16 protein-coding genes and 1 tRNA gene are annotated in these 23,388 nt (G+C 56.3%); 8 read left to right on the forward strand and 9 right to left on the reverse strand.

Annotated elements, in window-relative coordinates; translation table 11 throughout:
• Positions 1 to 265: 265 nt before the first annotated feature.
• The gene (gene polA / locus B2344_RS05790; RefSeq protein ID WP_290484838.1) at positions 266 to 3,055 is read right to left on the reverse strand and encodes a DNA polymerase I; all 2,790 of its coding nucleotides are present in this window, start codon (positions 3,053 to 3,055) and stop codon (positions 266 to 268) included.
• Between the two features lie 149 nt (positions 3,056 to 3,204).
• Here polA and B2344_RS05795 point away from each other — a divergent pair, with 149 nt between their 5' ends.
• Both B2344_RS05795 and B2344_RS05800 read left to right on the forward strand, forming a co-directional pair.
• Positions 3,205 to 3,645 carry a hypothetical protein gene (locus tag B2344_RS05795; RefSeq protein WP_206992785.1) on the forward strand — a complete coding sequence of 147 codons (441 nt, stop codon included), beginning with the start codon at positions 3,205 to 3,207 and terminating at the stop codon, positions 3,643 to 3,645.
• A gap of 54 nt (positions 3,646 to 3,699) precedes the next feature.
• Positions 3,700 to 4,716 carry an NADP-dependent oxidoreductase gene (locus B2344_RS05800; RefSeq protein WP_206993185.1) on the forward strand — a complete coding sequence of 339 codons (1,017 nt, stop codon included), beginning with the start codon at positions 3,700 to 3,702 and terminating at the stop codon, positions 4,714 to 4,716.
• Positions 4,717 to 4,838: 122 nt separating this feature from the next.
• On the opposite strand, the gene B2344_RS05805 is transcribed toward B2344_RS05800, so the two are convergent.
• Genes B2344_RS05805 through B2344_RS05820 form a run of 4 tightly spaced genes read right to left on the reverse strand, consistent with a single transcriptional unit; the run spans position 4,839 to position 9,293 of the window.
• Positions 4,839 to 6,254 (reverse strand): SLC13 family permease, encoded by a 1,416-nt coding sequence (locus tag B2344_RS05805; protein ID WP_206992786.1) that lies wholly within the window; start codon positions 6,252 to 6,254, stop codon positions 4,839 to 4,841.
• Positions 6,255 to 6,288: 34 nt separating this feature from the next.
• Positions 6,289 to 7,443: a cystathionine beta-lyase gene (gene metC / locus B2344_RS05810; protein WP_290484839.1), complete on the reverse strand. Its 1,155-nt coding sequence runs from the start codon at positions 7,441 to 7,443 to the stop codon at positions 6,289 to 6,291.
• Positions 7,440 to 8,285 (reverse strand): sulfurtransferase, encoded by an 846-nt coding sequence (locus B2344_RS05815; protein ID WP_206992788.1) that lies wholly within the window; start codon positions 8,283 to 8,285, stop codon positions 7,440 to 7,442. The genes metC and B2344_RS05815 overlap by 4 nt, the downstream gene beginning before the upstream one ends.
• Positions 8,286 to 8,288: 3 nt before the next feature.
• Positions 8,289 to 9,293, reverse strand: coding sequence for a cysteine synthase A (locus B2344_RS05820; protein WP_206992789.1), 1,005 nt, complete (start codon positions 9,291 to 9,293; stop codon positions 8,289 to 8,291).
• A 157-nt stretch (positions 9,294 to 9,450) separates the two neighbouring features.
• Here B2344_RS05820 and B2344_RS05825 point away from each other — a divergent pair, with 157 nt between their 5' ends.
• The 4 genes from B2344_RS05825 to B2344_RS05840 all read left to right on the forward strand — a co-directional run bounded on the left by B2344_RS05825 (position 9,451) and on the right by B2344_RS05840 (position 14,756).
• Positions 9,451 to 10,008, forward strand: coding sequence for a cupin domain-containing protein (locus tag B2344_RS05825; RefSeq protein ID WP_206992790.1), 558 nt, complete (start codon positions 9,451 to 9,453; stop codon positions 10,006 to 10,008).
• Complete coding sequence (locus B2344_RS05830) at positions 10,005 to 10,673, forward strand: DUF6134 family protein (RefSeq protein WP_290483158.1); 669 nt, start codon at positions 10,005 to 10,007, stop codon at positions 10,671 to 10,673. The genes B2344_RS05825 and B2344_RS05830 overlap by 4 nt, the downstream gene beginning before the upstream one ends.
• Positions 10,674 to 10,685: 12 nt before the next feature.
• Positions 10,686 to 12,230 carry a cryptochrome/photolyase family protein gene (locus tag B2344_RS05835; RefSeq protein ID WP_290484840.1) on the forward strand — a complete coding sequence of 515 codons (1,545 nt, stop codon included), beginning with the start codon at positions 10,686 to 10,688 and terminating at the stop codon, positions 12,228 to 12,230.
• A 126-nt stretch (positions 12,231 to 12,356) separates the two neighbouring features.
• Positions 12,357 to 14,756, forward strand: a complete 2,400-nt coding sequence (locus B2344_RS05840; RefSeq protein WP_290484841.1) for a putative bifunctional diguanylate cyclase/phosphodiesterase — start codon at positions 12,357 to 12,359, stop codon at positions 14,754 to 14,756.
• A 10-nt stretch (positions 14,757 to 14,766) separates the two neighbouring features.
• Here the strand turns inward: B2344_RS05840 and B2344_RS05845 are convergent, their stop codons facing one another.
• Positions 14,767 to 17,067, reverse strand: coding sequence for an AsmA family protein (locus B2344_RS05845; protein ID WP_290484842.1), 2,301 nt, complete (start codon positions 17,065 to 17,067; stop codon positions 14,767 to 14,769).
• 159 nt (positions 17,068 to 17,226) lie between these two features.
• On the opposite strand from B2344_RS05845, the gene B2344_RS05850 reads away from it, so the two are divergent.
• Both B2344_RS05850 and B2344_RS05855 read left to right on the forward strand, forming a co-directional pair.
• A tRNA-Asp gene (locus B2344_RS05850) sits at positions 17,227 to 17,303 on the forward strand.
• Between the two features lie 101 nt (positions 17,304 to 17,404).
• On the forward strand, positions 17,405 to 18,874 hold the full coding sequence (locus B2344_RS05855; RefSeq protein WP_233346128.1) for a DUF6538 domain-containing protein: 1,470 nt from the start codon (positions 17,405 to 17,407) through the stop codon (positions 18,872 to 18,874).
• On the opposite strand, the gene B2344_RS05860 is transcribed toward B2344_RS05855, so the two are convergent.
• The 3 genes from B2344_RS05860 to B2344_RS05870 are packed head-to-tail and all read right to left on the reverse strand — an operon-like array spanning position 18,869 to position 23,370.
• Complete coding sequence (locus B2344_RS05860) at positions 18,869 to 20,386, reverse strand: hypothetical protein (protein WP_051602526.1); 1,518 nt, start codon at positions 20,384 to 20,386, stop codon at positions 18,869 to 18,871. The genes B2344_RS05855 and B2344_RS05860 overlap by 6 nt on opposite strands.
• Positions 20,387 to 20,398: 12 nt before the next feature.
• A complete protein-coding gene (locus B2344_RS05865) occupies positions 20,399 to 21,952 on the reverse strand; it encodes an argonaute/piwi family protein (protein WP_035549539.1) in 1,554 nt (517 codons plus the stop codon).
• Positions 21,949 to 23,370, reverse strand: a complete 1,422-nt coding sequence (locus B2344_RS05870) for a toll/interleukin-1 receptor domain-containing protein (RefSeq protein ID WP_051602527.1) — start codon at positions 23,368 to 23,370, stop codon at positions 21,949 to 21,951. The genes B2344_RS05865 and B2344_RS05870 overlap by 4 nt, the downstream gene beginning before the upstream one ends.
• Positions 23,371 to 23,388 lie beyond the last annotated feature (18 nt).

The raw sequence follows: 23,388 nt of genomic DNA on the forward strand, positions 1-23,388 counted from the left end.
ATGGTCCGGTCATTGTCTTCTGGTATTCCGGCATGATCTGGACTTCAGGTCCGAACACTGTGGTTATTGCGGACAAGTCCTCACTTTCCACTGCGCGCTCAATCTGAGCCCGGAGTTTGGATAAATCCACCTCCGCTGTTGCTGCGCCCCCCATGCATGCTGCGATCATTCCGACTACGATCCTGCGAACCATGTTTTGCTTCCCGTCTGACGGGAATGCTAACATAGAGGGGAGGCCCTAAGTGTGAAAACTTGTTTATGTTCTTTAGTGCGCCTCGGCCCAGTTGCTGGCGGCGCGCGCGTCGACAACCAAGGGTACAGATAGCTGAAGTGACGGTCCGGCGGCTCCCTGCATGGTGGTCTTCACGGTTTCGATCAATTTGTCGGCCTCGGCCTCCGGGCATTCAAAGACGAGTTCATCATGTACCTGAAGCAGCATACGCGCAGACAGGCCTGCTTTGGCCAGTACGTCTGGCATGCGGATCATGGCGCGTTTGATGATGTCGGCAGCGGATCCCTGAATGGGCGCGTTGATGGCCTGGCGCTCAGCAAAGGAGCGCTGTGGTCCTTTGGACTTGATACCAGAGAGATTGATTTTCCGTCCGTAGGCGGTGGTAACGTATCCATGCTCCTTGGCGAAAGCTTTGGTCTCGTCCATGTATGCGCGGATTCCGGGGAAGCGTTTGAAATAGGTTTTTATGTACTCGCTGGCTTCGCTCTGGGGAATGCCCAGCTGGCGTGCGAGGCCGAAGCCGGAAATGCCGTATATGATACCAAAATTGATCGCCTTTGCCTGACGGCGGACCATGGGGTCCATGCCTTCGATAGGCACACCAAACATTTCGCTGGCCGTCATGGCATGGATGTCGAGGCCTTCCTTGAAGGCGTCCTTCAGCGCATCAATATCGGCTATATGCGCCAGGATACGTAACTCGATCTGGCTGTAGTCCGCGCTGACCAGAACATTGCCCTTTTCGGCGACAAAGGCTTCGCGGATCTTGCGGCCCTCCTCGGTGCGAACGGGAATGTTTTGAAGGTTCGGATCTGTGGAGGACAGGCGACCAGTTTGGGCAACCGCCATCGAGTAACTGGTATGCACGCGCCCTGTGTCGGGATTGATCGCCGCTTGCAGTGCTTCGGTATAGGTCGACCGGAGCTTGGAGAGGGTTCGCCAGTCGACGATCGTGCGGGGCAGGCCATGGCCTTCTGCAGCGAGCCCTTCGAGCACGTCGGCGTCCGTCTGCCATGCGCCAGTCTTGGTCTTCTTGCCGCCCTCAAGACCCATTTCGTCGAACAGGATTTCCCCGAGCTGTTTCGGGCTGCCGATATTGAATTCGCGGCCAGCCTGTTCATACGCTTCGGCCTCAAGCGCAGCCATGCGTTGGGAAAAATCGGATGACAGGCGCGAGAGGTGATCGCGGTCGACCTTGATCCCCTCCTGCTCCATACGGGCGAGGACGGGGACGAGCGGGCGTTCCAGCGTTTCGTAAACCGTCATGACCTTTTCCGTGCGCAGCTGGGGCTTGAAAACCTGCCACAGGCGCAGGGTGATGTCGGCATCCTCGGCGGCGTATTCTGTCGCCTTGTCCAGCGCGATCCGATCGAACGTCACCTGCGACTTGCCCGTTCCGGCAATCTCCTTGAACGGAATAGTGTTGTGCTGCAGGTATCGCTCCGACAGCGTGTCCATGCCGTGATTGTGCTTGCCTGCATTCAATACGTAAGACAGCAACATCGTGTCATCAATCGGCGCGACATTGATGTTGTGCGTGGCGAAGACCGAGAGGTCGTACTTGATATTCTGCCCGATCTTCAGGACCGCCGGATCTTCGAGCATCGGTTTCAGAGCGCGCAGTGCATCCTGCATGCGGATCTGCCGTGGCGGATCTGCGCCAAACATGTCTCCGTCGCCCGCATTGTCTGGATCGACATGCGCGAGCGGGATGTAGCAGGCTTCATTCGGTGCGAGCGCCAAGGATACGCCGACTAGGTTAGCCGCGATGGAATCGAGACTGTCGGTCTCGGTGTCAACCGCAACATAGCCCTGTTTGGTGGCGCGTGTGATCCACTCTTCCAGCTCTTCGAAATCGCGGATGCAGATGTATTTGCTGCGGTCGATCGGATCTTCTGCGGGCTGGGCGGACTCCAAGGTACCTTCGAGTTCCATCATTTCCCGCACGCGCCGCGTGATGGTGCGGAATTCCATTTCTTCCAGGAAATTGATCAGCGTGTCTGGGTCCGGATCCTGCACGGCGAGGTCTTCGAGCGGTACGTCGAGCGGCACGTCGTCTTTGAGCGTCACCAATTGCTTGGAAATGCGGATGAGATCGGCATTGTCGATCAGGGTCTGGCGGCGTTTTGGCTGTTTGATTTCTTCAGCGCGGGCGAGCAACGTGTCGAGGTCGCCATATTCATCCAGCAGCTGAGCCGCAGTTTTCACGCCGATTCCGGGGGCCCCGGGTACATTGTCGACGCTGTCTCCGGCAAGTGACTGGATGTCGACGACCTTTTCCGGGCCGACGCCGAACTTCTCAAAGACCTGTTCACGACCCATTGTCTTGTTCTTCATCGTGTCGAGCATGAGGACGGTATCGGAAACAAGTTGCATCAAGTCCTTGTCAGATGAGACGATGGTGACGCGAGCGCCTTTCGCCTCGGCCTGACGCGCATAGGTGGCGATCAGATCGTCGGCTTCGAATCCTTCCTTCTCGATGGCATGGGCCGCGAAGGCTTCGGCGGCGCGGCGCACGAGCGGGAATTGGGGGCGCAGTTCTTCCGGGGGTTCCGAGCGGTTCGCTTTGTACTGGTCGTACAGTTCATTGCGAAACGTGATGGAGGATTTGTCGAAGATGCAGGCGAAATGGGTGGGCCGCTCGTCGCCCTTCAGATCTTCCAGCAGCTTGAACAACATGTTGCAGAACCCGCTCACGGCGCCGATTGGCAAATCATCGCTGGCCCGGGTCAGAGGGGGAAGGGCGTGGAAAGCGCGAAAAATGTATGCGCTGGCATCTACCAGGTAGAGGTGGCTGTCCTTGTTGACGGGGGCAGTGGCCATGGTTCGGGAATCCTTTGCTGGCCGAATGTGTAGCCCGTGTCATGCGCGACGTCACCCATCCGGAAGGGGGTATTGCACCCTCACCTATAGGGATTTGCCGAATGCGCCGTCGCAGCGTAAACTTGCGCGTACAATTCTGGGAGGGAAGCATGAGTGAAACACTGGAACCACAAGCCGCCGGTACGCCTTGGCATCTCTGGGTCGTGGGTATTCTTGCGGTACTGTGGAACGGATTTGGCGCGTTTGATTACACCGCCACAGTGACCCATTGGGCGCCGTATATGTCGAACTTCACGGAAGAGCAGCGAGCCTTTTTCTATTCGTTTCCAGTCTGGCAGTATGTCATCTGGGCATTCGGCGTCTGGGGCGCGTTGATCGGATCCATTCTGCTCCTGTTGCGCAGCCGGTTTGCCGTTTGGGCGTTCTTGATATCGCTGCTGGCCGCGCTCGCATCCATGGTTCATGGGATGTCGCTGAAAGATGTTCCGGAAGGAGCTTCAAATCCCGCGTTTGCGGCAGTCATCATCCTGATTGGTGCCTTGTTGCTTGCATATGCGTGGCGGATGACGCGACGCGGAGTCTTGCGCTAGCCGGAATTCGACCTAGCCTCCCGGTCAAGACATGGGAGGATAAAAATGACTGAGATGAACAAGAGCTGGGTTTTGCGTCAGCGGCCTGTAGGTGACCTGAAGGAGGGAGACCTCGAACTGGTCGAGTCTCCGCTTGTGCCGTTGGAAGATGGTGAAGTGCGAACCCGCCTGATTTACCTGTCCCTCGACCCGACCAATCGCATCTGGATGAGCGATGTGGATGGTTATCTGCCGCCCGTCGGCATCGGGGATGCCATGCGTGGCGGCGGTCTGGCCGTGGTCACCGAAAGCCGTTTTGACGGGCTGAAGGAAGGAGACATCGTAAACACGGGTCTCGGCACCTGGTCGCTCTATTCGAATCTGCCCGGAAGTTCGCTGAACGCACTGCCGCGCCTGCCAGGTGTGCCGCTGACCGCCTATATGGGGCCGCTCGGCGCAACTGGCATGACGGCCTATTTCGGACTGATGGATATTGCGAAGCCAAAGGCTGGCGAGACGGTGGTCGTCTCTGCGGCGGCCGGCGCAGTCGGCTCCATGGTGGGACAGATTGCAAAGATCCAAGGCTGCCGGGTTGTTGGCATCGCGGGCAGTGACGAGAAATGCAAATGGCTGACCGAGGTGGCCGGCTTCGATGCTGCGATAAACTACAAGACGGAAGACGTTGGGGCAGCGCTCGACAAGCACTGTCCGAAGGGAATCGACGTCAATTTCGAGAATGTGGGCGGCAAAATCATGGATGAAGTGATTGCGCGTCTGAATGATTTCTCGCGCATGCCGCTATGCGGACTGATCAGCACCTATAATGCAACTGACCCCGTGCCGGGGCCGTACAATTTCTCGAACCTGTTGATGCGCCGGACTTTGCTGAAAGGGTTCATCGTGATCGATTACTTCCCGCGGTTTCCGGAAGGCATTCAGCAGATGGCGCAATGGTTGATGGCCGGCAAGATCAAGTTCGAGGCGGACATTGTCGATGGTCTGGAAAATGCACCAGCCAGCTTGTCGCGTCTCTTCGAAGGCAAGAATCTAGGCAAACTGATGGTCCAGGTCAGCGAGCCACCAGCTGCCTGAGTTAACCTAAGTTCAGGTGGCGTTCAGCTTGCCCCTGTATGCCTTGCTGCAGACGGGGCTGGGATTGAGGGACGCAGGCTTGTCGGGTGTAGGAGGAATTCGGCGCGTGTCGCTGGATTCCTCTACAGGACCAGCGGAGCGATCCAGTAGCCTACCGCGGCGATGATCACGATACCTGCCAGATTGATGTAGAAGCCCTTGCGGATCATCTGCTGGATGGTGATGTGGCCCGTGCCATAGACGATGGCGTTTGGTGCGGTGGCAACCGGCAGCATGAAGGCACAGGACGCTGCCACGGCGGCCGGGCCGAGCAGGCTTTCCGGAGCTGTGCCGAGCGCAACAGCGAGCGAACCCAGTACGGGTGCAAGCGTGGTCATTGTGGCCACGTTTGAGGTGACTTCCGTCAGGAAGATGACCAGAGCAACCACAATAACGATGAAGATTAGCGGCGGGAGCACGTCCAGAACACGCAGATTCTCGCCGATCCATTCCGACAGTCCGGTGCGCGAAATGGCCTTGCCCATTGCGATGCCGCCACCAAACAGGAGCAACACGCCCCACGGAATTTGTTCAGCTTCCTGCCAGTTGAGCAGGCCACGATCTTCACCGCCGCCCGCCGGGACCAGAAACATGAGTACCCCGCCGAAGATCGCGATCATCATGTCGACTTCCGCGCCACCATAATTCGCGAGCAACTCTATTCCAGACGCTTCGAGGAATAGCTGAAGTGGCAGTCTGAGCAGCCATAGGGTGGCTGTGATCCCGAAAACGATTGCGACGCGGGTTTCTTGGACGGTCATTTTGCCAATGCCGATAAGCTGGGATTTGACGTGAGCTGACACAGCTTCTGCATTTTCGGAGCGGACCGGCATACCGCGTGTGACATTCCACCATGCGACCGGCAATAATAGCGCCATGGCCGGCAGGCCAAAGGCCATCCATTGTGCGAACCCGATATGAGCACCCGCTTCGGTCTGCAACCAGCTGATTGCAATCAGATTGGTCGGCGTGCCGATCGGGGTGGCGACCCCACCGATGGAAGCTGCGTAGCAAACACCGAGCAGGAGTGCCGTGGTGAAGTGTTTCGAAACACTCCCAAGCACAGCGCTGGCTGAGATGGCGATGGGGACCATCATCAATGTCGAGGCCGTATTGGATATCCACATCGACAGGACGGCCGTTGCGAGCATGAAGCCGAAGACAATAGCGCCGGGCGACGTGCCCACCCGGCTGATGACGTTGAGTGCAATCCGCTGGTGCAGGTTCCAGCGTTCAATGCCGAGGGCAACGATGAAGCCGCCGAGCAACAGGATGACAATATGGTTGGCATAATCACTGCCCGTCTGGGCTGGTGAGCCCGCTCCAACGAGCGGCAGAACAAAAAGCGGCAACAGAGACGTGGCAGGTATGGGAATAGCCTCGGTGGCCCACCAGACCGCCATAAGCGCCATCAGGGCTCCCGTGCCCCAGGCCGCATGGCTGAGGCCTTCCGGTGGGCCGAACAGCAACATGAGCGCGGCCAGGGCAGGGCCCAGCATCAATCCGATTTTGCGAGCCCCCAATTCCACGCTCTTATTCCCCCATAGCCTCAAACCCTGCCCGGAGATCGGCAATCAGGTCATCTACGGTCTCCAAACCGACATGTATGCGGAGCAGAGGGCCGACCTTTTGGTCAATCCAGTGGCCTTTTGATCGTTTCAGTTGCGGGTCGCACGGGATGATCAGGCTTTCAAAGCCACCCCAGGAAAAGCCCATCGAAAACAGTTCCAATGCGTCAAAGAAGCGTTTCAGGCCTTCTGGGCTGACCGCGTTGAGAATGACCGAAAACAGGCCGTTTGCGCCAGAGAAGTCGCGTCTCCAGATGGCATGGTCCGGATGCTGTTCGAGTGCCGGGTGCAGGACTTGAGAGACTTCCGGGCGTTCAGACAACCAATTCGCGATCCTGAGACCAGCGGCCTCGTGCGCATCCATGCGCGTCTTCAGGCTGCGCAAGCCGCGCAAGGCCGTGTAAGCATCGTCCGGGCCCAGGCTGATGCCCCAATCATCTCCGCAGTCGATAATTTCTTGCGCCACGCGCTTGTCGCGGCTCATGACAGCGCCGCCAAACACGTCCGCATGGCCAACCGCATATTTTGTCAACGCCTGGACAGAGATGTCCACGCCGAGGTCCAGTGGCTTGTGCAGAATTCCAGCGCCCCATGTATTATCGAGAATGGTGCGAATACCACGCTGCTGCGCCACGTCCACAATGGCAGGCGTATCGCTGATCTCGAAAGTGAGTGAGCCCGGAGATTCCAGGTAAATTGCGCGCGTGTTGGGTTTGATCAGGTTAGAAATGGTTGCGCCACATCGCGGATCGAAGCGCGTCGCCTCTACCCCCATTTTTTCCAATCGACGATCAAGATAGCGCGCGGTGGGGCCATAGGCGGAGTCGGTGAAAAGGATGTGATCCCCGGCTTTTACCTGGCTGCCGATGGCAAGCGCGCAGGCCTGTAATCCGTTCGAGGTCAGTTTTGCGAAGGTCGCATTCTCAAGTACGCAAAGTGCGTCTTCAAGTTCACGATGAACCGCCAGGCCCATACGGCCGTAGCCGGGCTTCGCGCCATAGAGGTCTGAGGATGTATCAAACAGGAGTGTGGACGCCCGCTCGATTGGCGGATTGACTGTCTTCTGGGCCAACCGGCGGCCACGCGTATGGATGAGACGTGTCGCAGTGTCCTTTGTCATGCTGTGCCAGTGGCGACGGGACGGGATGCGTCAGACGCCCATTCCGCCCACGATCCATCATAGACCGCGACGTCCCAATTACCGAGTCGGGCCAGCGCGAGTGCCGTGACAGCGGCAGACACGCCAGACCCGCAGGTCGCGATTGTGGGCGCGAGGGGATTTGGAAACAGTTTGCCAAGTTCCTCGGCGGATTTCATCCTGCCGTCTTCCGTGCGGAGTTCGCCGGAGGGCAGGCAAATGCTGCCAGGGATGTGGCCGGAGGGAAGCCCCTCTCTCGGTTCGGGAGCCTCGCCGGAGAAACGCTCGGCCGAGCGGGAGTCTATGATGTTGTGGGAGCTGTTCGCAGATGCTGCAAGCATTTGGTCTGAATCCTTCAGCAGATCGGACCGGACGCGCGCTGTGAAATGGCGTTCGACGGCCACCGGTGGCAGGTCCTCGGTCTCGCCACCAGCATCCGTCCAGGCCTTGAGCCCACCATCAAGTACTTTTACGTCGCGTTGGCCCATTACGCGCAACATCCACCATACGCGAGCCGAGGCGAAGAAGTTGAACTGGTCATAGACGATGATCCGGTTGCCGTCTCCCAGGCCGAGCTTGCGCGCACGCGACGAGAACATGACGGGATCGGGCAGCATGTGCGGCAGATCGGTTCCGCCTGCCTTGATGGCGTCGATGTCGAAATAGACGGCCCCCGGGATGTGCCCTTCAGCCCATGCCTGGCGCCCCGTCTTCTCGGGATTGAGGAAGGGAGGGAACCAGGTTGCGTCCACGACCCGGACGTCTGGCGCAGAGATATGTTCTTTCAGCCATTCGGCTGTGACAAGCGGGTCTCCGGATTCCATAATTCAAGCCTCCATCCATGCGGGAACCGGCAGATCCTTCGATCTCAGGAAATCGGGATTGTAGAGTTTCGACTGGTATCGGTTGCCATAGTCGCAGAGCACCGTGACGATTGTGTGCCCGGGCCCCAGATCCTTCGCCATCTGAACGGCCCCGGCGACATTTATTCCCGCGGAGCCGCCAAGACACAGACCTTCATTCTGAACGAGGCCGAAAAGGATGTTGAGCGCTTCCTCATCCGTACAGCGATAAGCGCGATCCACTTCAATACCTTCAAGATTGGCTGTGATGCGACCTTGTCCGATGCCTTCAGTGATTGAGGTGCCTTCGGATTTCAACTCACCGTTCTTGTAGTATTCATACATCGCAGCCCCGCCGGGATCTGCGACACCGATCTGAATGTCCTTGTTCTTTTCCTTTAGTGCGAGCGATACACCGCCGAGCGTGCCGCCAGATCCGACCGCGCAGATGAAAGCGTCAAGCTTGCCATCGGTTTGGGTCCAGATTTCCTGACCAGTGGTGTCGTAGTGGGCCTTGCGGTTCGAGATATTGTCGAACTGGTTTGCCCAGATCGCGCCGTTTGGTTCCGACTTGGCAAGGTCTTCGGCCAGGCGCTTCGAGAAGTGCTGGTAGTTGTTTGGGTTCTTGTAGGGGACCGCATCGACCTCGATCAGCTCTGCGCCGAGTAGGCGGATTGCATCCTTTTTCTCCTGGCTTTGCGTGCGTGGCATAACGATGACCACGCGGTAGCCGAGTGCTGCGCCGACCAATGCGAGCCCGATGCCGGTGTTTCCAGCCGTTCCTTCGACAATGGTGCCACCGGGTTTCAGCTCTCCAGCCGCTTCAGCGTCGCGAACAATGCCCAGTGCCGGTCGGTCTTTCACAGACTGCCCCGGATTGAGGAATTCGCATTTGCCGAGAATTTCGCAGCCGGTTTCGTCAGATGCCTGGTTCAGGCGAAGCAGGGGGGTGTTGCCGATAAGGTCGATCACCGAGCGATGAAACTTCATCAGATTAGGTCCGATTCTGGTCAATTTTCTTTGGGACGAAGCTAGTGCGGCGCAGAGGTTTTCACAACCGTTGTGAGTCCCACAGGGCCCGTGTGATCCAATTCGTGCCGGTCTGCGTAAGAAGCATGAATAGACCAACCGAGACAGGACCGCCTGCTTGACCCACACCGACACCTATATTGCTTTCATGATGGACCATGCCGCCGGGAACCATCCGGAGTCCTTTGCTGTGGCGGGGGACCTGCACATTTCACTGAGTGAGAGGGGGGCTGAGACCGCGCATCTCTGGTCAATGATCGGCGGTGTGATGCTGGAACGATCTGACCCGATACTTGCCGACCCGGCCCAGCAGAGTTCGAGAACTGGTCGCGCCCGATGGTCAGGTCTCTCAGCTGATGAGGTCCTGTTCCAATCATCTGGCGATTTGAGCTGGCGGCGCGGTTTCTCCGGCGTTCAATATGCATCTGCAGGCACGCCGGGGACAAAGTTCATGAAACTGGAGCCCGGTCAAAGCGCGCCGATGCATGGTCATGGTGGCCTTGAGGCAACCGTTGTCCTGTCCGGGCGTTTTACAGATGGATATGGCACATATTCTCGCGGTGACCTTGTGCTCGGTGAACCCGGCATGCGTCACAAGCCCGCTGCTGTGGGAGACGAAAGTTGTATCTGCTTTGTTGCCCATCGGCCCAACAGGTTCTGGAGTATTTTCCAATGAAGCGTTTTCTGGGAGCCATTCTGGTATCGGCCGCGCTGTTTAGCGCACCCGCAAGCGGAAAGACGTCGGATGCGAGTTGGGCACCAAGCCCGGGCGACGTGATCGAGTTTGATGTGCTGCGCAAGGGCAAGCCATTCGGCTCCCACTCCGTCACGTTTGGGCAGGATAGCCAGGGACGTCTGACTGCAACGACTGACGTGAACCTCAAAGCCGGCCTGGGGCCTATCACCGTTTTCAAGTATGAGCTCGACGCCACTGAAGTGTGGGAGGATGGACAACTCGTGTCTCTCACCGGTCAGGTTGACGATGATGGCGATGAAGGGTCGGTGAAGGCAGCGCGCAGCGGTGATGGGTTGGAGGTCGAAGGCACAGAGTATGACGGTGTTGTTGCAGGCTCAATCGTGCCTTCAAGTCATTGGAACTTAGCCGCCACGAATTCCTCAAAGCTGCTGTCGACCGGCAATGGAGAAATATTGGAGGTCACCGTATCTGAACAAGGGAATGAGACCATACGTGTGGCGGGTGAAGAGATCGAGACCACGCGGTATCTGATGGATTCTGATATTGATGTTATGCTTTGGTATGACCAAGCCGGACGTTGGATGAAGTTGGCTTTCGAAGCGCGTGGTCAGGACATTGAATACGTTTTGGCGAAGCCATACTGATTTCGCTACCGAATGTCGGCTCTGACACTCATTCTTGGCGATCAGCTAACGCCCGACCTGTCATCTCTTTCTGATTTCAATCCGTCCACAGATACTGTCTTGATGGCCGAAGTCATGGAAGAGGCGACCTATGTGGGCCACCACAAGAAGAAGCTCGCATTTGTATTCTCTGCCATGCGCCACTTCGCTGAGGAGTTGGAAGCAACGGGTGTTGCGGTGCGCTATGTCAAATTAACGGATCCTGAAAATGAAGGCTCATTGCGCGGTGAAGTGGCGCGTGCGTTGGATGCCGATCCCGGCATCGACACCTTGATCATCACGAAACCCGGCGAATGGCGCCTGTTGAGCGATATGGAGGTGTGGGCCAACATCTTCGATGTAGAGGTGGAACTTCGCGACGACACGCGGTTCATCGCGACACTGAGTGAATTCTCGACCTGGGCTGCCCATCGCAAGCAGTTGCGGATGAAGTATTTCTATCGCGAGATGAGACAGAAGACAGGCCTGCTCATGGAGGGAGACAGCCCCGCTGGCGGCAAGTGGAATTATGATCAGGACAACCGCAAACGGTTGCCGAAATCCGCGGTTACTCCTCAACGATGGTTCTGCCAGCCAGATCAGGTTACGCAAGACGTGCTCGATATGATCACGCACAGGTTTCCAGACAATTTCGGAGATTTGGAACCCTTCGTGTTCGGAGTCACACGTCACGATGCCGAGGCCGCTCGTGATGCTTTCATGGCGGAGATCCTGCCTGGCTTTGGAGACTACCAAGATGCCATGGCAAAGGATGAGCCGTGGATGTGGCATTCAATCCTCTCGATTTATCTGAATGTCGGTTTGTTGGATCCGTTGGATTTGTGTGAACGCGCTGAGGCGGAATGGAAATCCGGCCGTGCGCCGCTCAATGCTGTGGAAGGCTTCATTCGGCAAATCCTTGGCTGGCGCGAATACGTGCGGGGGCTCTACTGGTGGAGCGGCCCTAAGTACGCAAAGAGCAACTTTCTGAATGCGCAGAACGCGCTTCCCGATTTCTACTGGACCGGCGAAATCGATATGGCCTGTCTGGCCGATGCGCTGGGGCAGACCATTCGGCATGCTTATGCCCATCATATTCAACGCCTCATGATCACGGGAAATTTTGCGCTGCTCGCGGGCATCCATCCGGACCACGTCAATGATTGGTACATGAGTGTTTATGCCGACGCGTACGAATGGGTGGAGCTGCCGAATACGCATGGAATGGCGCTCTTTGCAGACGGGGGTGTGATTGCGTCAAAGCCTTACGCTGCCAGTGCAAACTATATAAACAAGATGTCAGATTATTGCGCCGGGTGTCGTTACAATTCCAAAACCCGGACCGATGAGGACTCGTGTCCCTTCAATACGCTTTATTGGGACTTCCTGATCCGCCATTCCCAACGATTGCAGGGTAATCCCCGCATGTCATTGCTCATGAAAAATGCGATAAAAATGCCGGATCGTGAACGTGATCTGATACAGCGGCGAGCCAGAACCGTGTTGAAATCCTTGAATATTTATCCAACCAAAGATTGATGACTTACGCATCGTTACCGGTTTCAGAGAATTTTCGACGTCACACTACACTGATTTTCACCTCCGTCGCTTAGACATGCTGACAATGGTGATTCCGAGAAGTCGGATGAATTCCGGGGTGGACGCATGAAACTGTTGGCTATGAAGGATAGCGGCGATGGGCCGCTGTCCGAGATCGTTAGGGACTCGGACGACGAACGAAAGCATGAGGCGGCTTGGCGAGAAAGCCAGCTGGAAATCGTGGGCACGATCACGATTCCTCTGGTTCTGGCCAACCTGATCAATGCGTCGGTTGTCTGGCTGTCCTTCAAGGAGACGCCAGCGGACTTTGCCTTGTCTGTATGGCTCGTCTGTATCGCCGCCATATGCGCAGCGGCTTTTGTTACGAACAAGGTTCGAACCTACCGGCCCAGCGATCTTGCGATCGCGCGCAAGGTGATGAGGGAATATACGTTTGTTGCGGCGATTGCCGGACTTCTTTGGGCGTCGGTACCTATCATTGTGATGAATGTCACGGATAGCTATGGCCAGATGATTGTGGGCGTCGTTCTGGCTGGAGTCATGTTCACCGGTGCGCTCCTGATGTCGCGTCTGCCCAAGGCAGCCTTTGCCTTTATAGTTCCGATCGGACTGGGACTGGTTGCGGAAATGCAGTTTCAGCAAAATCCAAAATATCAGTATACATCTATTTTGACGTTGGCTTATGTCGCGATACTCATCCTCGCCATTCGCTGGTCACATCGCCAGTTCGTGCTCAAAAGCATCAACGAAACGGCGGTTAGAGAGCAGTCGCATCTGATTGGGTTGCTGTTGAGGGATTTTGAGGAAAGTACGTCCGATTGGCTCTGGCAAACTGACGCCAGAGGCGTGCTCGTAGACATTCCTCTCGTGTTTGAGGGCGCTGAGCATGACAATGGTTACCTAACGCTTGGCAATCTGTTGGTCGATCAGTTCGAGGCGGACGATTCTACCAGAGTGCTCAATACCAGCCTCATGCGCCGCCAGGGCTTTCGCGATATCGCCATGAGGCTCAAAGGTTCAGAGACCGAACGCTGGTTGTCCCTTACCGGAAAGCCAATCTTCAATGATGGCAAGTTCCGAGGCTTCCGCGGGGTGGCATCGGACATCACCCAGTCCAAGGAAATAGAAGATCGTATTGCCTTTATGGCGCATTATGACGGGCTGACGGGTCTGCCAAACCGGATGAACATGCAGGAACGACTGGAAAAGGCGCTCCGCAAACCGGATGTTGAAACAGTCCAAAGAGCGTTGGTTTGGCTCGATCTGGATAATTTCAAATGGGTGAACGATACGCTGGGCCATCCGGCGGGTGATGAGCTCTTGCAGCATGTCTCCGGTCGCCTGAACGAATTGAGCGGCGATCATGACATGGTGGCGCGGATCAGTGGTGACGAGTTCGCCATGATCGTTCAGCGTCCGACGATGGGCGACCTCGAACTCTTTTTCGACGAGATAACCGAACGCCTGAGCGAGCCCTATGACCTGTGGGGGTCGACCGCCAATTGCTCCGCGTCGGTAGGTGTCAGGATGTTCGATCCGTACACGAAAGATGCCCGCACCATGCTGAAGCATGCTGACTTGGCGCTCTATCAGGCCAAGAAGCTCGGAAAGTCCACTTGGTGCATGTTCACACCCGCACTCGACGAACGCGCGCGAGCCCATTTGCAAGTCGAGGCCGATTTGCATTCCGCGCTGGAGCACAGCGAGTTCGAACTTCATTTCCAGCCCCAAGTTGATGCTCACACACATGATGTGGTGGGATGCGAAGCCTTGCTGCGATGGAACCACCCTGAGCGGGGCCTGGTTTATCCCGGCGACTTCATTGAGCACGCAGAAGACAATGGTCTGATTACCCGGATCGGAGACTGGGTCATTCGGGCGGCTTTGGCAGAGGCGCGTCGTCTGCCCAATCATGTCAAAGTTTCGGTGAATATCTCGCCGTTGCAAATACACTCATCCAATTTGATGACGACCATCGTGAATGCGATTGCCGCCAACAAGATTGATCCGCGACGGCTCGAGCTTGAGATCACGGAAACGGTCCTGATGTCGGACACAAATTTCACGCTCAAGCGCCTTCACAAACTGAAGGAGATCGGCGTCGGCATTGCGCTTGATGATTTCGGCACAGGCTATTCTTCTCTGTCTTATTTGCGGAGCTTTCCGTTCGACAAGATCAAGATCGACAAGAGCTTCGTGCGAGACATTGAAAGCCGATCAGACAGCCGTTCTATCACGCAAGCCACCATCGCACTGGCGCACTCACTGGGCATGCGGTGCACAGCGGAGGGTGTCGAGACGCATTTTCAAGCAGAGTTCCTGCGTGACATTGGATGCCAGGAATTGCAGGGTTTCTTCATCAGCCGGGCCAAGCCGCTCGACAAACTTCACCATATTATCGACCTTCTACCTGCCGATTTTGCATCACCCAATCGGGAGTCGGAAGTCGCGACCGCAGCCGATAATACTATCCAGTTTCCAGCGGCGAAGTCCGCCCAAGCCTGATCCCTGGATTTCAGTTTTCGTTTGAAGTGTCGGCCTCTTTTTTCTTGCGATTGTTCAACAAGCCGCCGAGCGCTTTGATCGCTACATCTTCAGCAGATGTCTCGGCAGGCGCGTCGTCCGTCGGAGCTTCTGGGTCAGGCTTCTTGATGCCAAGGAGTCCGCCGATAACATCTTCGGTGCTGCCGGAGCCTGCTGAGTTGGAGACACCAAGCTCTTCCAACACGCGGGAGCCCAACTCTGCCTTGAACGCAGAACTTACGCCGCTCAGATCTGGTGTGACTTTCGGATTCGTCCACGCGCCCGATATACGGATCGGGACTGGAATGCCGTTCAATTGCACCACGCTGCCCTGACCTTGGGCCGATTTGTCCACACTGGTCGCAAGGCGCAGGTCCATGGACTGTCCCGCCAGATTGATCTGTCCAGTCCCATCTACGCCCAGAATGGGACTCAGCAGTTTCATCACATCCACATTCGCAACGCCGTTATTGACTTTCAACACAGTGTTGAAGCTTGAAAAATCGGTTTCGGCATTCTGCGATAAAGCTTCGCCAAAATTGAGTTCCTGAATTGAGCCTGTCGCTATGGCCTGCTTCAGAGAGGAGGCGCTTCGTACCAAGGCTGCAACATTCAAGCCTTTGACCACACCATCCGAAAGGCTCGTCGAGACCTCTCCGTCAATTGCCTGCATGATTGCGTCAATGGATGTACCAGACGACTGCGCAGAAACCTTGAATTGTCCTGTTCCCGTGAGGCTGTCGAATCCGGCCAACGTTCCGAGCAGATTTGCGACGGCAACATTCTGGCCCTGCATGTCGAAGCCGACTTTCGGTGTGGCAGGTCGGGCATCCACGGTCAGCTTGCCCAACCAAAGTCCGCTGAAGGCTTTGAATTGCGACAAATCTGCTGTCAACAATCCATCGGTCAGATCGACGTCCATGACTGCATCGGTCAATTCGACATCACCAATGGTGAGTGATCCGACCTCAAGACTGAGGTTTGCGTTCACGGATTTCAGCCCGGACAATTCGAGTGTTTCATCACTCCAAGGCTGAATTCCTTGATTGGTCTTTTCCGGATCCGGCTCTCCCATAAAGGGTGTGAGGTCGAGAGCGGGTACGCTGAGATCGCCGATAATGCGCGGTGTTGTCGCCGACACATCAATCCCCGCCTGTCCGGTGCCCCTCAACGCATCTAGCGACAGGTTCAAATTGTTGACCATGACGGACTTGAATGTGCCGTTTGCCGCACCGGAGACGGCGAAGGTCTGGAGTGTATCACCCGGGGCCAGTTCAATTGCCGCAGCGCTCAGCAAGTCACGCATTCTGTCGCTGGCGATGGAGAGGGTGCCGGCAACAGTCCCATCACCATTGAGCGAAACGGATCCCTCATATGACGCGCTCAACAAGTCACTGTCATGGGTCAATTTGAGTTCTGTAAGAGATGGTGAGTCGAGCGCGCCGGATGCCTTGCCCGCGACTTGTAGACGACCCAAGGCTGACCGTGCCGGCACATCCAACTCGAATTGCTGTGTGAGCGCGGCCAGATCTGCCACCACGGTTTCGAACGTGCCGTTCAAACTCGGCGCGTCACCAAGTTGGACGCTGCCATCATATTTGATATTTGCCAGGTCGGATGCCAGATCCAGCCGGGCCTGAGCGGGCAAATTACGGGTGAGCGCTTCGGGCGCATCCAGCCAGACGTCAATGGTGAAGGCTTGCTCCTGAAACCGGCCGCTGGCTGTCGCACTGAGAGGCTGGTCCATGCCTCGCAGAGATGCTTCCAGGTCAAGTTCGGACAATTTGTATGTTTCGCCAGATTGGTCGTCCTGAAAAGTGAGCGAAGCGTTCTTGAGGATTGCCGATTCGATTCCCGCATCGAATGAACCATTTGTCCCTTCAGGTGGTGGCGATGCTTCCTTTGAAGAGGCGAATTCCCAGTTCGTATTCCCATCGGCTTTGCGCTGAAGGAACACATCTGCATCCACGAAAGCGATTTCCTGCACATCCACGCGCCGCGACAGCAGCGGCATCCATTTGACCGAGCCGCGCAACGCACCTGCCTCAATCATGTTCGGTGTGGCAAATCCGTCGGGATTGGCAACGCTCACCTGTTCGACCGAGGCCGAGATGCGCGGAAACACGGATATTTTCACATCGCCTGCGAGCGTCACGTCACGTTGCAACGCGTTGGTCGCCGCATTCTCAATCTGGTTCTTGTAAACCGATTTCGGAATGAAGAAGGGCACTGAAAAGGCTGCGATAATCAGCAGTGCCGCGATGCCGGAAACAATTAGGAGAACGCGCTTCATGGAATAACCTCAGGACTGGGAGTCTAACCTGATATGGGAATATGGCTTGGGAATGACAGCTTTATACAGAAAAGTGCAAATTCGCGTGAAGTTCCCCGCTTGACCCGCCATGCCGGGTTTAATAGAGAAGCGCTTCGCCGAGTTTCGGCAAGGAAATGCGCGGGTGTAGCTCAGCTGGTTAGAGTGCCGGCCTGTCACGCCGGAGGTCGCGGGTTCGAGCCCCGTCACTCGCGCCATTTCTCTCGAAATGGTTTCCGTGTAAAGCATTGAAGTTAAACGATATTTTTGATCTCGTTTGCTTCGCTTTGCATAAAATGGCCGGAATCTGTGGACCAAAATGGGACCAGATTGTGGACCAATGGTCGGCGTCATGAAGCGCGTCGACGACAATTCCTACCTCGAACAGCGAGGCCGCGTCTGGTGGTATAACCGCCGTGTGCCGAGTAAGTTCGCGCACCTTGATTCGCGCAAGCGGATCAAGGAATCGCTGGGGACCACTTCAATCGACCAGGCTCGCTACAAGCGCGACTTGCTGGCCGAAGCCGATGACCATTACTGGGCATCGTTGAAGATCGCCGAAGAGGTCGGGCCCTCATCCAGTCGGGAAACTTCGGAGGCCGTTCGTCGCCGCTATCGCATGGCGACCGTCAAGGCGCTGGCGAGCGGCTTCACCTATCAGCCCATCGACCATCTCGCGACTGTTGCGCCGCTTGAAGAGGCGCTGGCACGGCTGCTTGCGGTTCATCAGAACGCAGGGCCCGCCGAAATCCCCAAAGTGCGGGACGCCGAAGCGCTGCTTGGCGGCGCGCCGAAACCGACTGTCAGCGTGTCCGAGGCTTTCGAAGTCTATGTGAACGAGATCGCGTACAACGCGCAGCTGTACAAATCGCCGAACCAACGCGCATCGTGGGAGAAAACTAAGCGAACCTCAGTTCAGTATTTTATCGACTTTGCCGGTGACATTGCCCTTGAGGAGATCACCCGTGACCTCGCGCTCAATTACCAGAAGCACTGGGCCAAACAGGTCAGACCCAAGGATCAGAACGCAAAGCCGGTCGCGCCTAACACCGCTAACCGTCACATCGGCAATATCCGTTCGCTCTATGCCGATTACTTCAAGCACATTGGCGAAGAGGAACGTCCGAACCCCTTCCGCAATATGCACTTCAAGGCGAAGGCGAGAACCGAAGTGCCGCCATTCTCATCCAACTGGGTGCGGGAGAAGATTCTTGCGCCGGGTGCTACCCGTAAATGGCGGCCGGAACTGCAGCTCATTACGCTGATGCTGATCGAGACAGGATGCCGACCGAGTGAGATCATCAACCTACGCGTTGAAGATTTTCACATTGATGAGCCGGTGCCCTACATCTCCATCCGCGCACGGACGGACCGCGAAGTGAAGACCGACACCTCCGAGAGGGACATTCCGCTGGTCGGCATCGCACTCGAAGCGGCAAAGCGCGCGGCGCCGAAAGCCTTTGCCCACTACTACGACAAGGGCGAGCTTTTCTCCGCCAACATGATGAAGAACTTCCGCAATCGCGGCCTGCTGGAGTCGCCCGACCACAAGATCTACTCATTCCGCCACGCCTTCGAGAAACGCATGCAGGAAGCCAATATCGACTACGGCCTGCGATGCCTGCTCATGGGCCACAAGACGACAAGACCCGTCTATGGCGACGGTGGCTCGCTTGAGTATCGGCGTGACGAACTGCTCAAGATCATCCACCCGTTTGATCCTCGGGTGATGGAGTTGTTTGATCGCGAAAATGTACTCTGGGCAGTCGGCGGCTCCGCAAAATCATGAGTCAGGCTTTTGCGCTTTGTGTCGCTCGAGAATGTGCGCAGCAGACGACATCCAGGACAAGTCTGCGCCAAAGGAGGCGGCAATCGCGTGAAGGGCGGATGCGTTTGCGACCAAAAAGCTCCAACATAAATTGATGTACTCGGTTCCGGTTGCAGCCAACGCCCCGCCCGGAATACTTCCCGTGATTGCCGCGCCGCCGAGAGCGGCGCCTGTGAACAAGGCTGCGGTCCCAACTTGCTTTAGAATGAACCGAGTCAGGTTGCCGAACGTGTGTGCGGCGTTCTGATTCGACCGGCCTGGCTGGGGGCCGTGCCCTATCTGCGACGATGCCTGTACAACGAGTTCGCGGACGTCATCGGCAAACAGGCTTCGTGCACTGGCAACGGCATCGGCAAAATCATCCGCGGCCCTTCGCATTGCTTCTGTATCTGATGGCGTCCGTTGATAGGCGGCAGAATTCTCGGCGATCCTGCGTCCTTCCGGGTGGGCCATAATGTAAGCGCGGTTCAGGTCCAGCACAGAGGACAGATGCGCCTCAACACTCAACGGGAATGACGGAAGATAGTCCCGCGCGATCGCTTTTTCGGTTGCCTCACCGACGTTCGCCAGCCGTATGCCGCGAGAATAAACCTGCGAAATAGAAATCGAATCAGCGCTGATGGTAGCGTGATAGCGCTGCACGGCATTCAGAAGATCCGTATGCGCATTCGTTCCATTGAGTTCGTGTAGTAAATCCTGCGTTGCCTCACGTAACTCATCGAGCAAAGGGTTGTTCGCATCCGGCGTCGTCGCATCAGGAGGGATCGCCATATGGATCAGGCCATCACCGCCGACCTCAAACGCTGGCTCAGCAACGGCCTCTGGAAGGCCTTGAATTAAATCTTCAAGGTCGCGCGCGATTGCGGAAACTTCTAAATCATCCGGCTCGTTGTCCTCATACTGATCATAGTCCTCGGCACTTGCGACGGGTGCCCAATCCGTCAATCCGTCAGATTCGATTTCATCGACAGCAGCTTCGATGACGTCGTCGGGCAAGTCTGGGAAGTTCTCAGCCAGTTCCTCGCGTGCATCGTAAGGGCCGCCATAAATCCATTGGTAGCCGCCTTCGGCGCTGATATAGGGTAGCCGCTGGGCCGGATCTTCATAACGCTCAAAGAACCATTCAACCAGCGCGTCTATCTGCGCCTGTCGGTCTTCTTCGTCTATTCTTTCGTCGCCGTCTTCGTCCGGGTCTGGCGGTTCGTGTTCCAGTCCAAACTCAAGGTTGTTCAGCAATTCATGCGGGCCGACATCGGTCTCGCGATAATTTTCTGCGCCTATTGGATATTCCCAAATCGACCAGGTGAGCTGCCCAAGCTCCGGATGTTCAACGACTGCCGAATAGGCTGTTTCCGGTCCCATGCTGCGTTCTTCACTGGAGACGCTTTCGAAGTCGAGCATGTCGGCATCAATCTCATAGACCTGACCGCTCTGAGCGTGACGGATATGTGCGGTTCCATTTACATAGACCATTCATGTTCTCCGTCAGATATAGAATTTGAACGGCTGCTTTCCGCCGCCTCTCGCGCTACCCATAATCAGAACGTCACCGACTTTATTCGCGAATCGGATGGTGACGGGCAGGCCGTCCGAGTAGTTGCAGGCGTTGTAGTTGATTTTCGTCAACGCCAAGATGTCGGACAGCACCGTTTCAATATCCGGTCTTTCGCCGGATGACTTTAGTACAGTCACGTTCAGAGGGTTTGGCGTTTCTGGACCAATGTATGTGTCCAATCTCGGTGCGTAGCCGGATGTCCAGAGGAAGGCGTTATTCTGATCGAGGATCATGGCCGTGCCGCGCAAGGTTGGATACTTTCCGTCCCGGAACAGCTTCACCTGGCCGGTCGTCGTCTTAATTCGAACACCGACGATATTCGTTTCCTTGGGAGCGGCTGCCTCAAAGGCGCGCCATTCTTCGCTCGAAAATCCAGCGCGCCCGTGGATGAAGAGTTCCTTTGGGGGTGCGCCGAATTTCTCCTCATACGTCTCAAGGACTTTGCCGATGAGATCCCGGGCGGCGGTGCTCTTCAAGTGGAACTCGCCGTTTTCCGTTTGCCAAGGGCCATTTGCTCCACGGAAGACGATCCCGTCGCCTTCTGACAAAAACATCTGTGCCGCGCAGCATGCATGATTGTTCCTGTCATTTGGGAGGTTCTTGAAGACGAGCCCAACATAGCAGACGCCATCGCGCATATTAGCGATCTTCCACGGCGGTTCGGCCTGCGTTTTGTAGTAGAGACCAGTAGCCAGATTCCAGGCAATTGTGGCTGCATCCTGGACACCGCGGATAGGATAGCCGTGGGCATTTGTGAATGCTTCCGGCGCAAGCGTTGTTTCCCGCACGAGCTGCGAAGTGTAGCCCAGCTTCAGAAGCTTGGCTTTTGCCTGACGATGGAAGTCCGGAACGTCATCGAAGATGTCTTCTTTCGTAAGATCGATTACATCTTCCAGAAGCGGCAAGTTGCTGCGCTGCTTCTGACGCTTCACATATTCGCCAGGAGATAGAGTCACGCCGCTGCGCCGAGCCTGGCGTGTGCAACGCGTATAGATAATTTCTGGCAGGACAAACGCCCAGACGTCGGGACGTCTTTCTTCGTTTTCGTCATGATGGCGAACGCGTTCGAGAAAAACTTCAACTGTCTGGGCGACCGCTTCATGGTGGTTTTGCAGGGCTGTGGTTGTCTCAATCTTGTCGCCGTCGACCACGTATTCAATGAAGTCTCGGGGGTCGAAGCTAACACCAAAGGCCGCAGGCATCCCCGGAAAATTGCTGAGATGGAGACGATGTTCCTTGTCCGTCTTTTTTGGGGGCGGCACGAGCACATCGCCGAGCACGCTGCGCCCCCAGCGCCGGAAATATTCCAGTCCCTCTGTTGTGCCGATGACGCCTATGGTGATGACCTTGTTGCGATCATCCGCTTTGTGGGGTCCGTAGAGATATAGCCCGTCTTTGGGATGGTCCGTCGATTGACCGAAACCGAATGAGAGAGCTGGTTCCGGGAGGTGAATAAGTCTCGGCGTAACGACGTCAAATTTCATTTCTGCGCCTCCTCTTCATCGGAGGTATCCCCATCCTCGGGGTCAAAATCGCCAGCCAGAGTCGAGGGATCAGTTTCTTCGGCGTCCTCGTCGTCATGGACGATCGGTGTCGTCACCGGTGAAATCATCTGTATAGGCATTACGTTGAGGACGAGATTGCCGCCCGCGCCGATGGGAAGTGAGATATAGGAATCGCCTCCCGCCACAAGCTCCAGAAACGCCATCATGCGACCGTGCCAGGACTTGTTCCTCCAGCCCTTGCAGTCGCTGCGCCGATGACGGTGCTGCCTCTCCTTATCGTCGATGATGCTGCCCTGACGGTCCTCATCTCCTTTAGCGTTTTCCTTGATATCCGAAAACAGAACCCGAGCCTTGAGCCGGAAATGGGGGAAGGGATAGAGATTGGGAATTGCGCTCACGCCGTAGGACCAAACCCGCCCCTTTGCGACGTTCCGCAGAACCGACCTACGCTTGCCTTCCTTTGGCCCCCATGCCACGCGTTCGTTGATGCGAATCTGCGCGGGGGCGGCATGATGCCCGAGACCGCTCGCCCACCCATATTCTTGAAACCCGATCGAAGAGAGACGTCGCTCCCAGGCCTGACGGAATAGCGCGACTAAAATATTTTTGGCTTCACGACTCTTTATGTCGAGTTCCGACCACCCCTTTTCCATGAAAGATGAAAGGCGACTCGTAGCAATCGTCTTGATCGGTCCGAACCCCTCGAAATGCTCGGCCATTTCCAAGGGGGAAGCGAAGGTGATGAAACCAGATAAGTGAGGATAAGTGGGAAAAGCGAAGCTGTTCGCGCGCCTTTTCAGCTTGTCGCGATCGCAAGGTCCAGTCGGCGCGACATAAGCGATCTCGTCTGGCGCGTTTTCGATCGCGACCCAATTGCTGGTCAGGGTTTCGGCGCGGTTTTCCAGTCTGATCTCATTTCGCCTTCGGTGCTGCTCCCATTGCGGCTGAATCAAAGGTTCATTGAGTTTTGGGACGTTCTGCTTTTCGAGCGTCTCTAACAGATCAGCGAGACCATCCGCATAGCTATCCTCGAAGTTCAGATATTGTAGTTCTCCCATGCCGAAGACTTTGCGGAAGCTCCTAACGCGAAGCGGTATCGTGAATTTTTCATCACCGGTCGTGCGGGAGACGTCGGCTGCAATGCCAATTTCTTCCTGCACGCCGTTTTTATGCAAGCCATCTCCGGCGCAAATCAGCAATTGCTTTACCGCCCGGTCCTGCAAAGTACGGGTCAATGTTTTTCGCCAGCGTTCACCTCCTTCGAGATTCAGAATGTCGGCGAAAACCTGGTATCCTGCAGCCTCAAGGCGCGGGGCGAGCCACTCTGTGAATTCATTATCCTCTGGCGTCGCTTTTGTGACGAAGAGGACAGTGCGCTCATTCTGTGTTTTTTCCATGGAGCATTCGATTCAGTG

It is taken from the genome of Hyphomonas sp. UBA3195, from assembly GCF_002366485.1.
GTDB lineage: Bacteria > Pseudomonadota > Alphaproteobacteria > Caulobacterales > Hyphomonadaceae > Hyphomonas.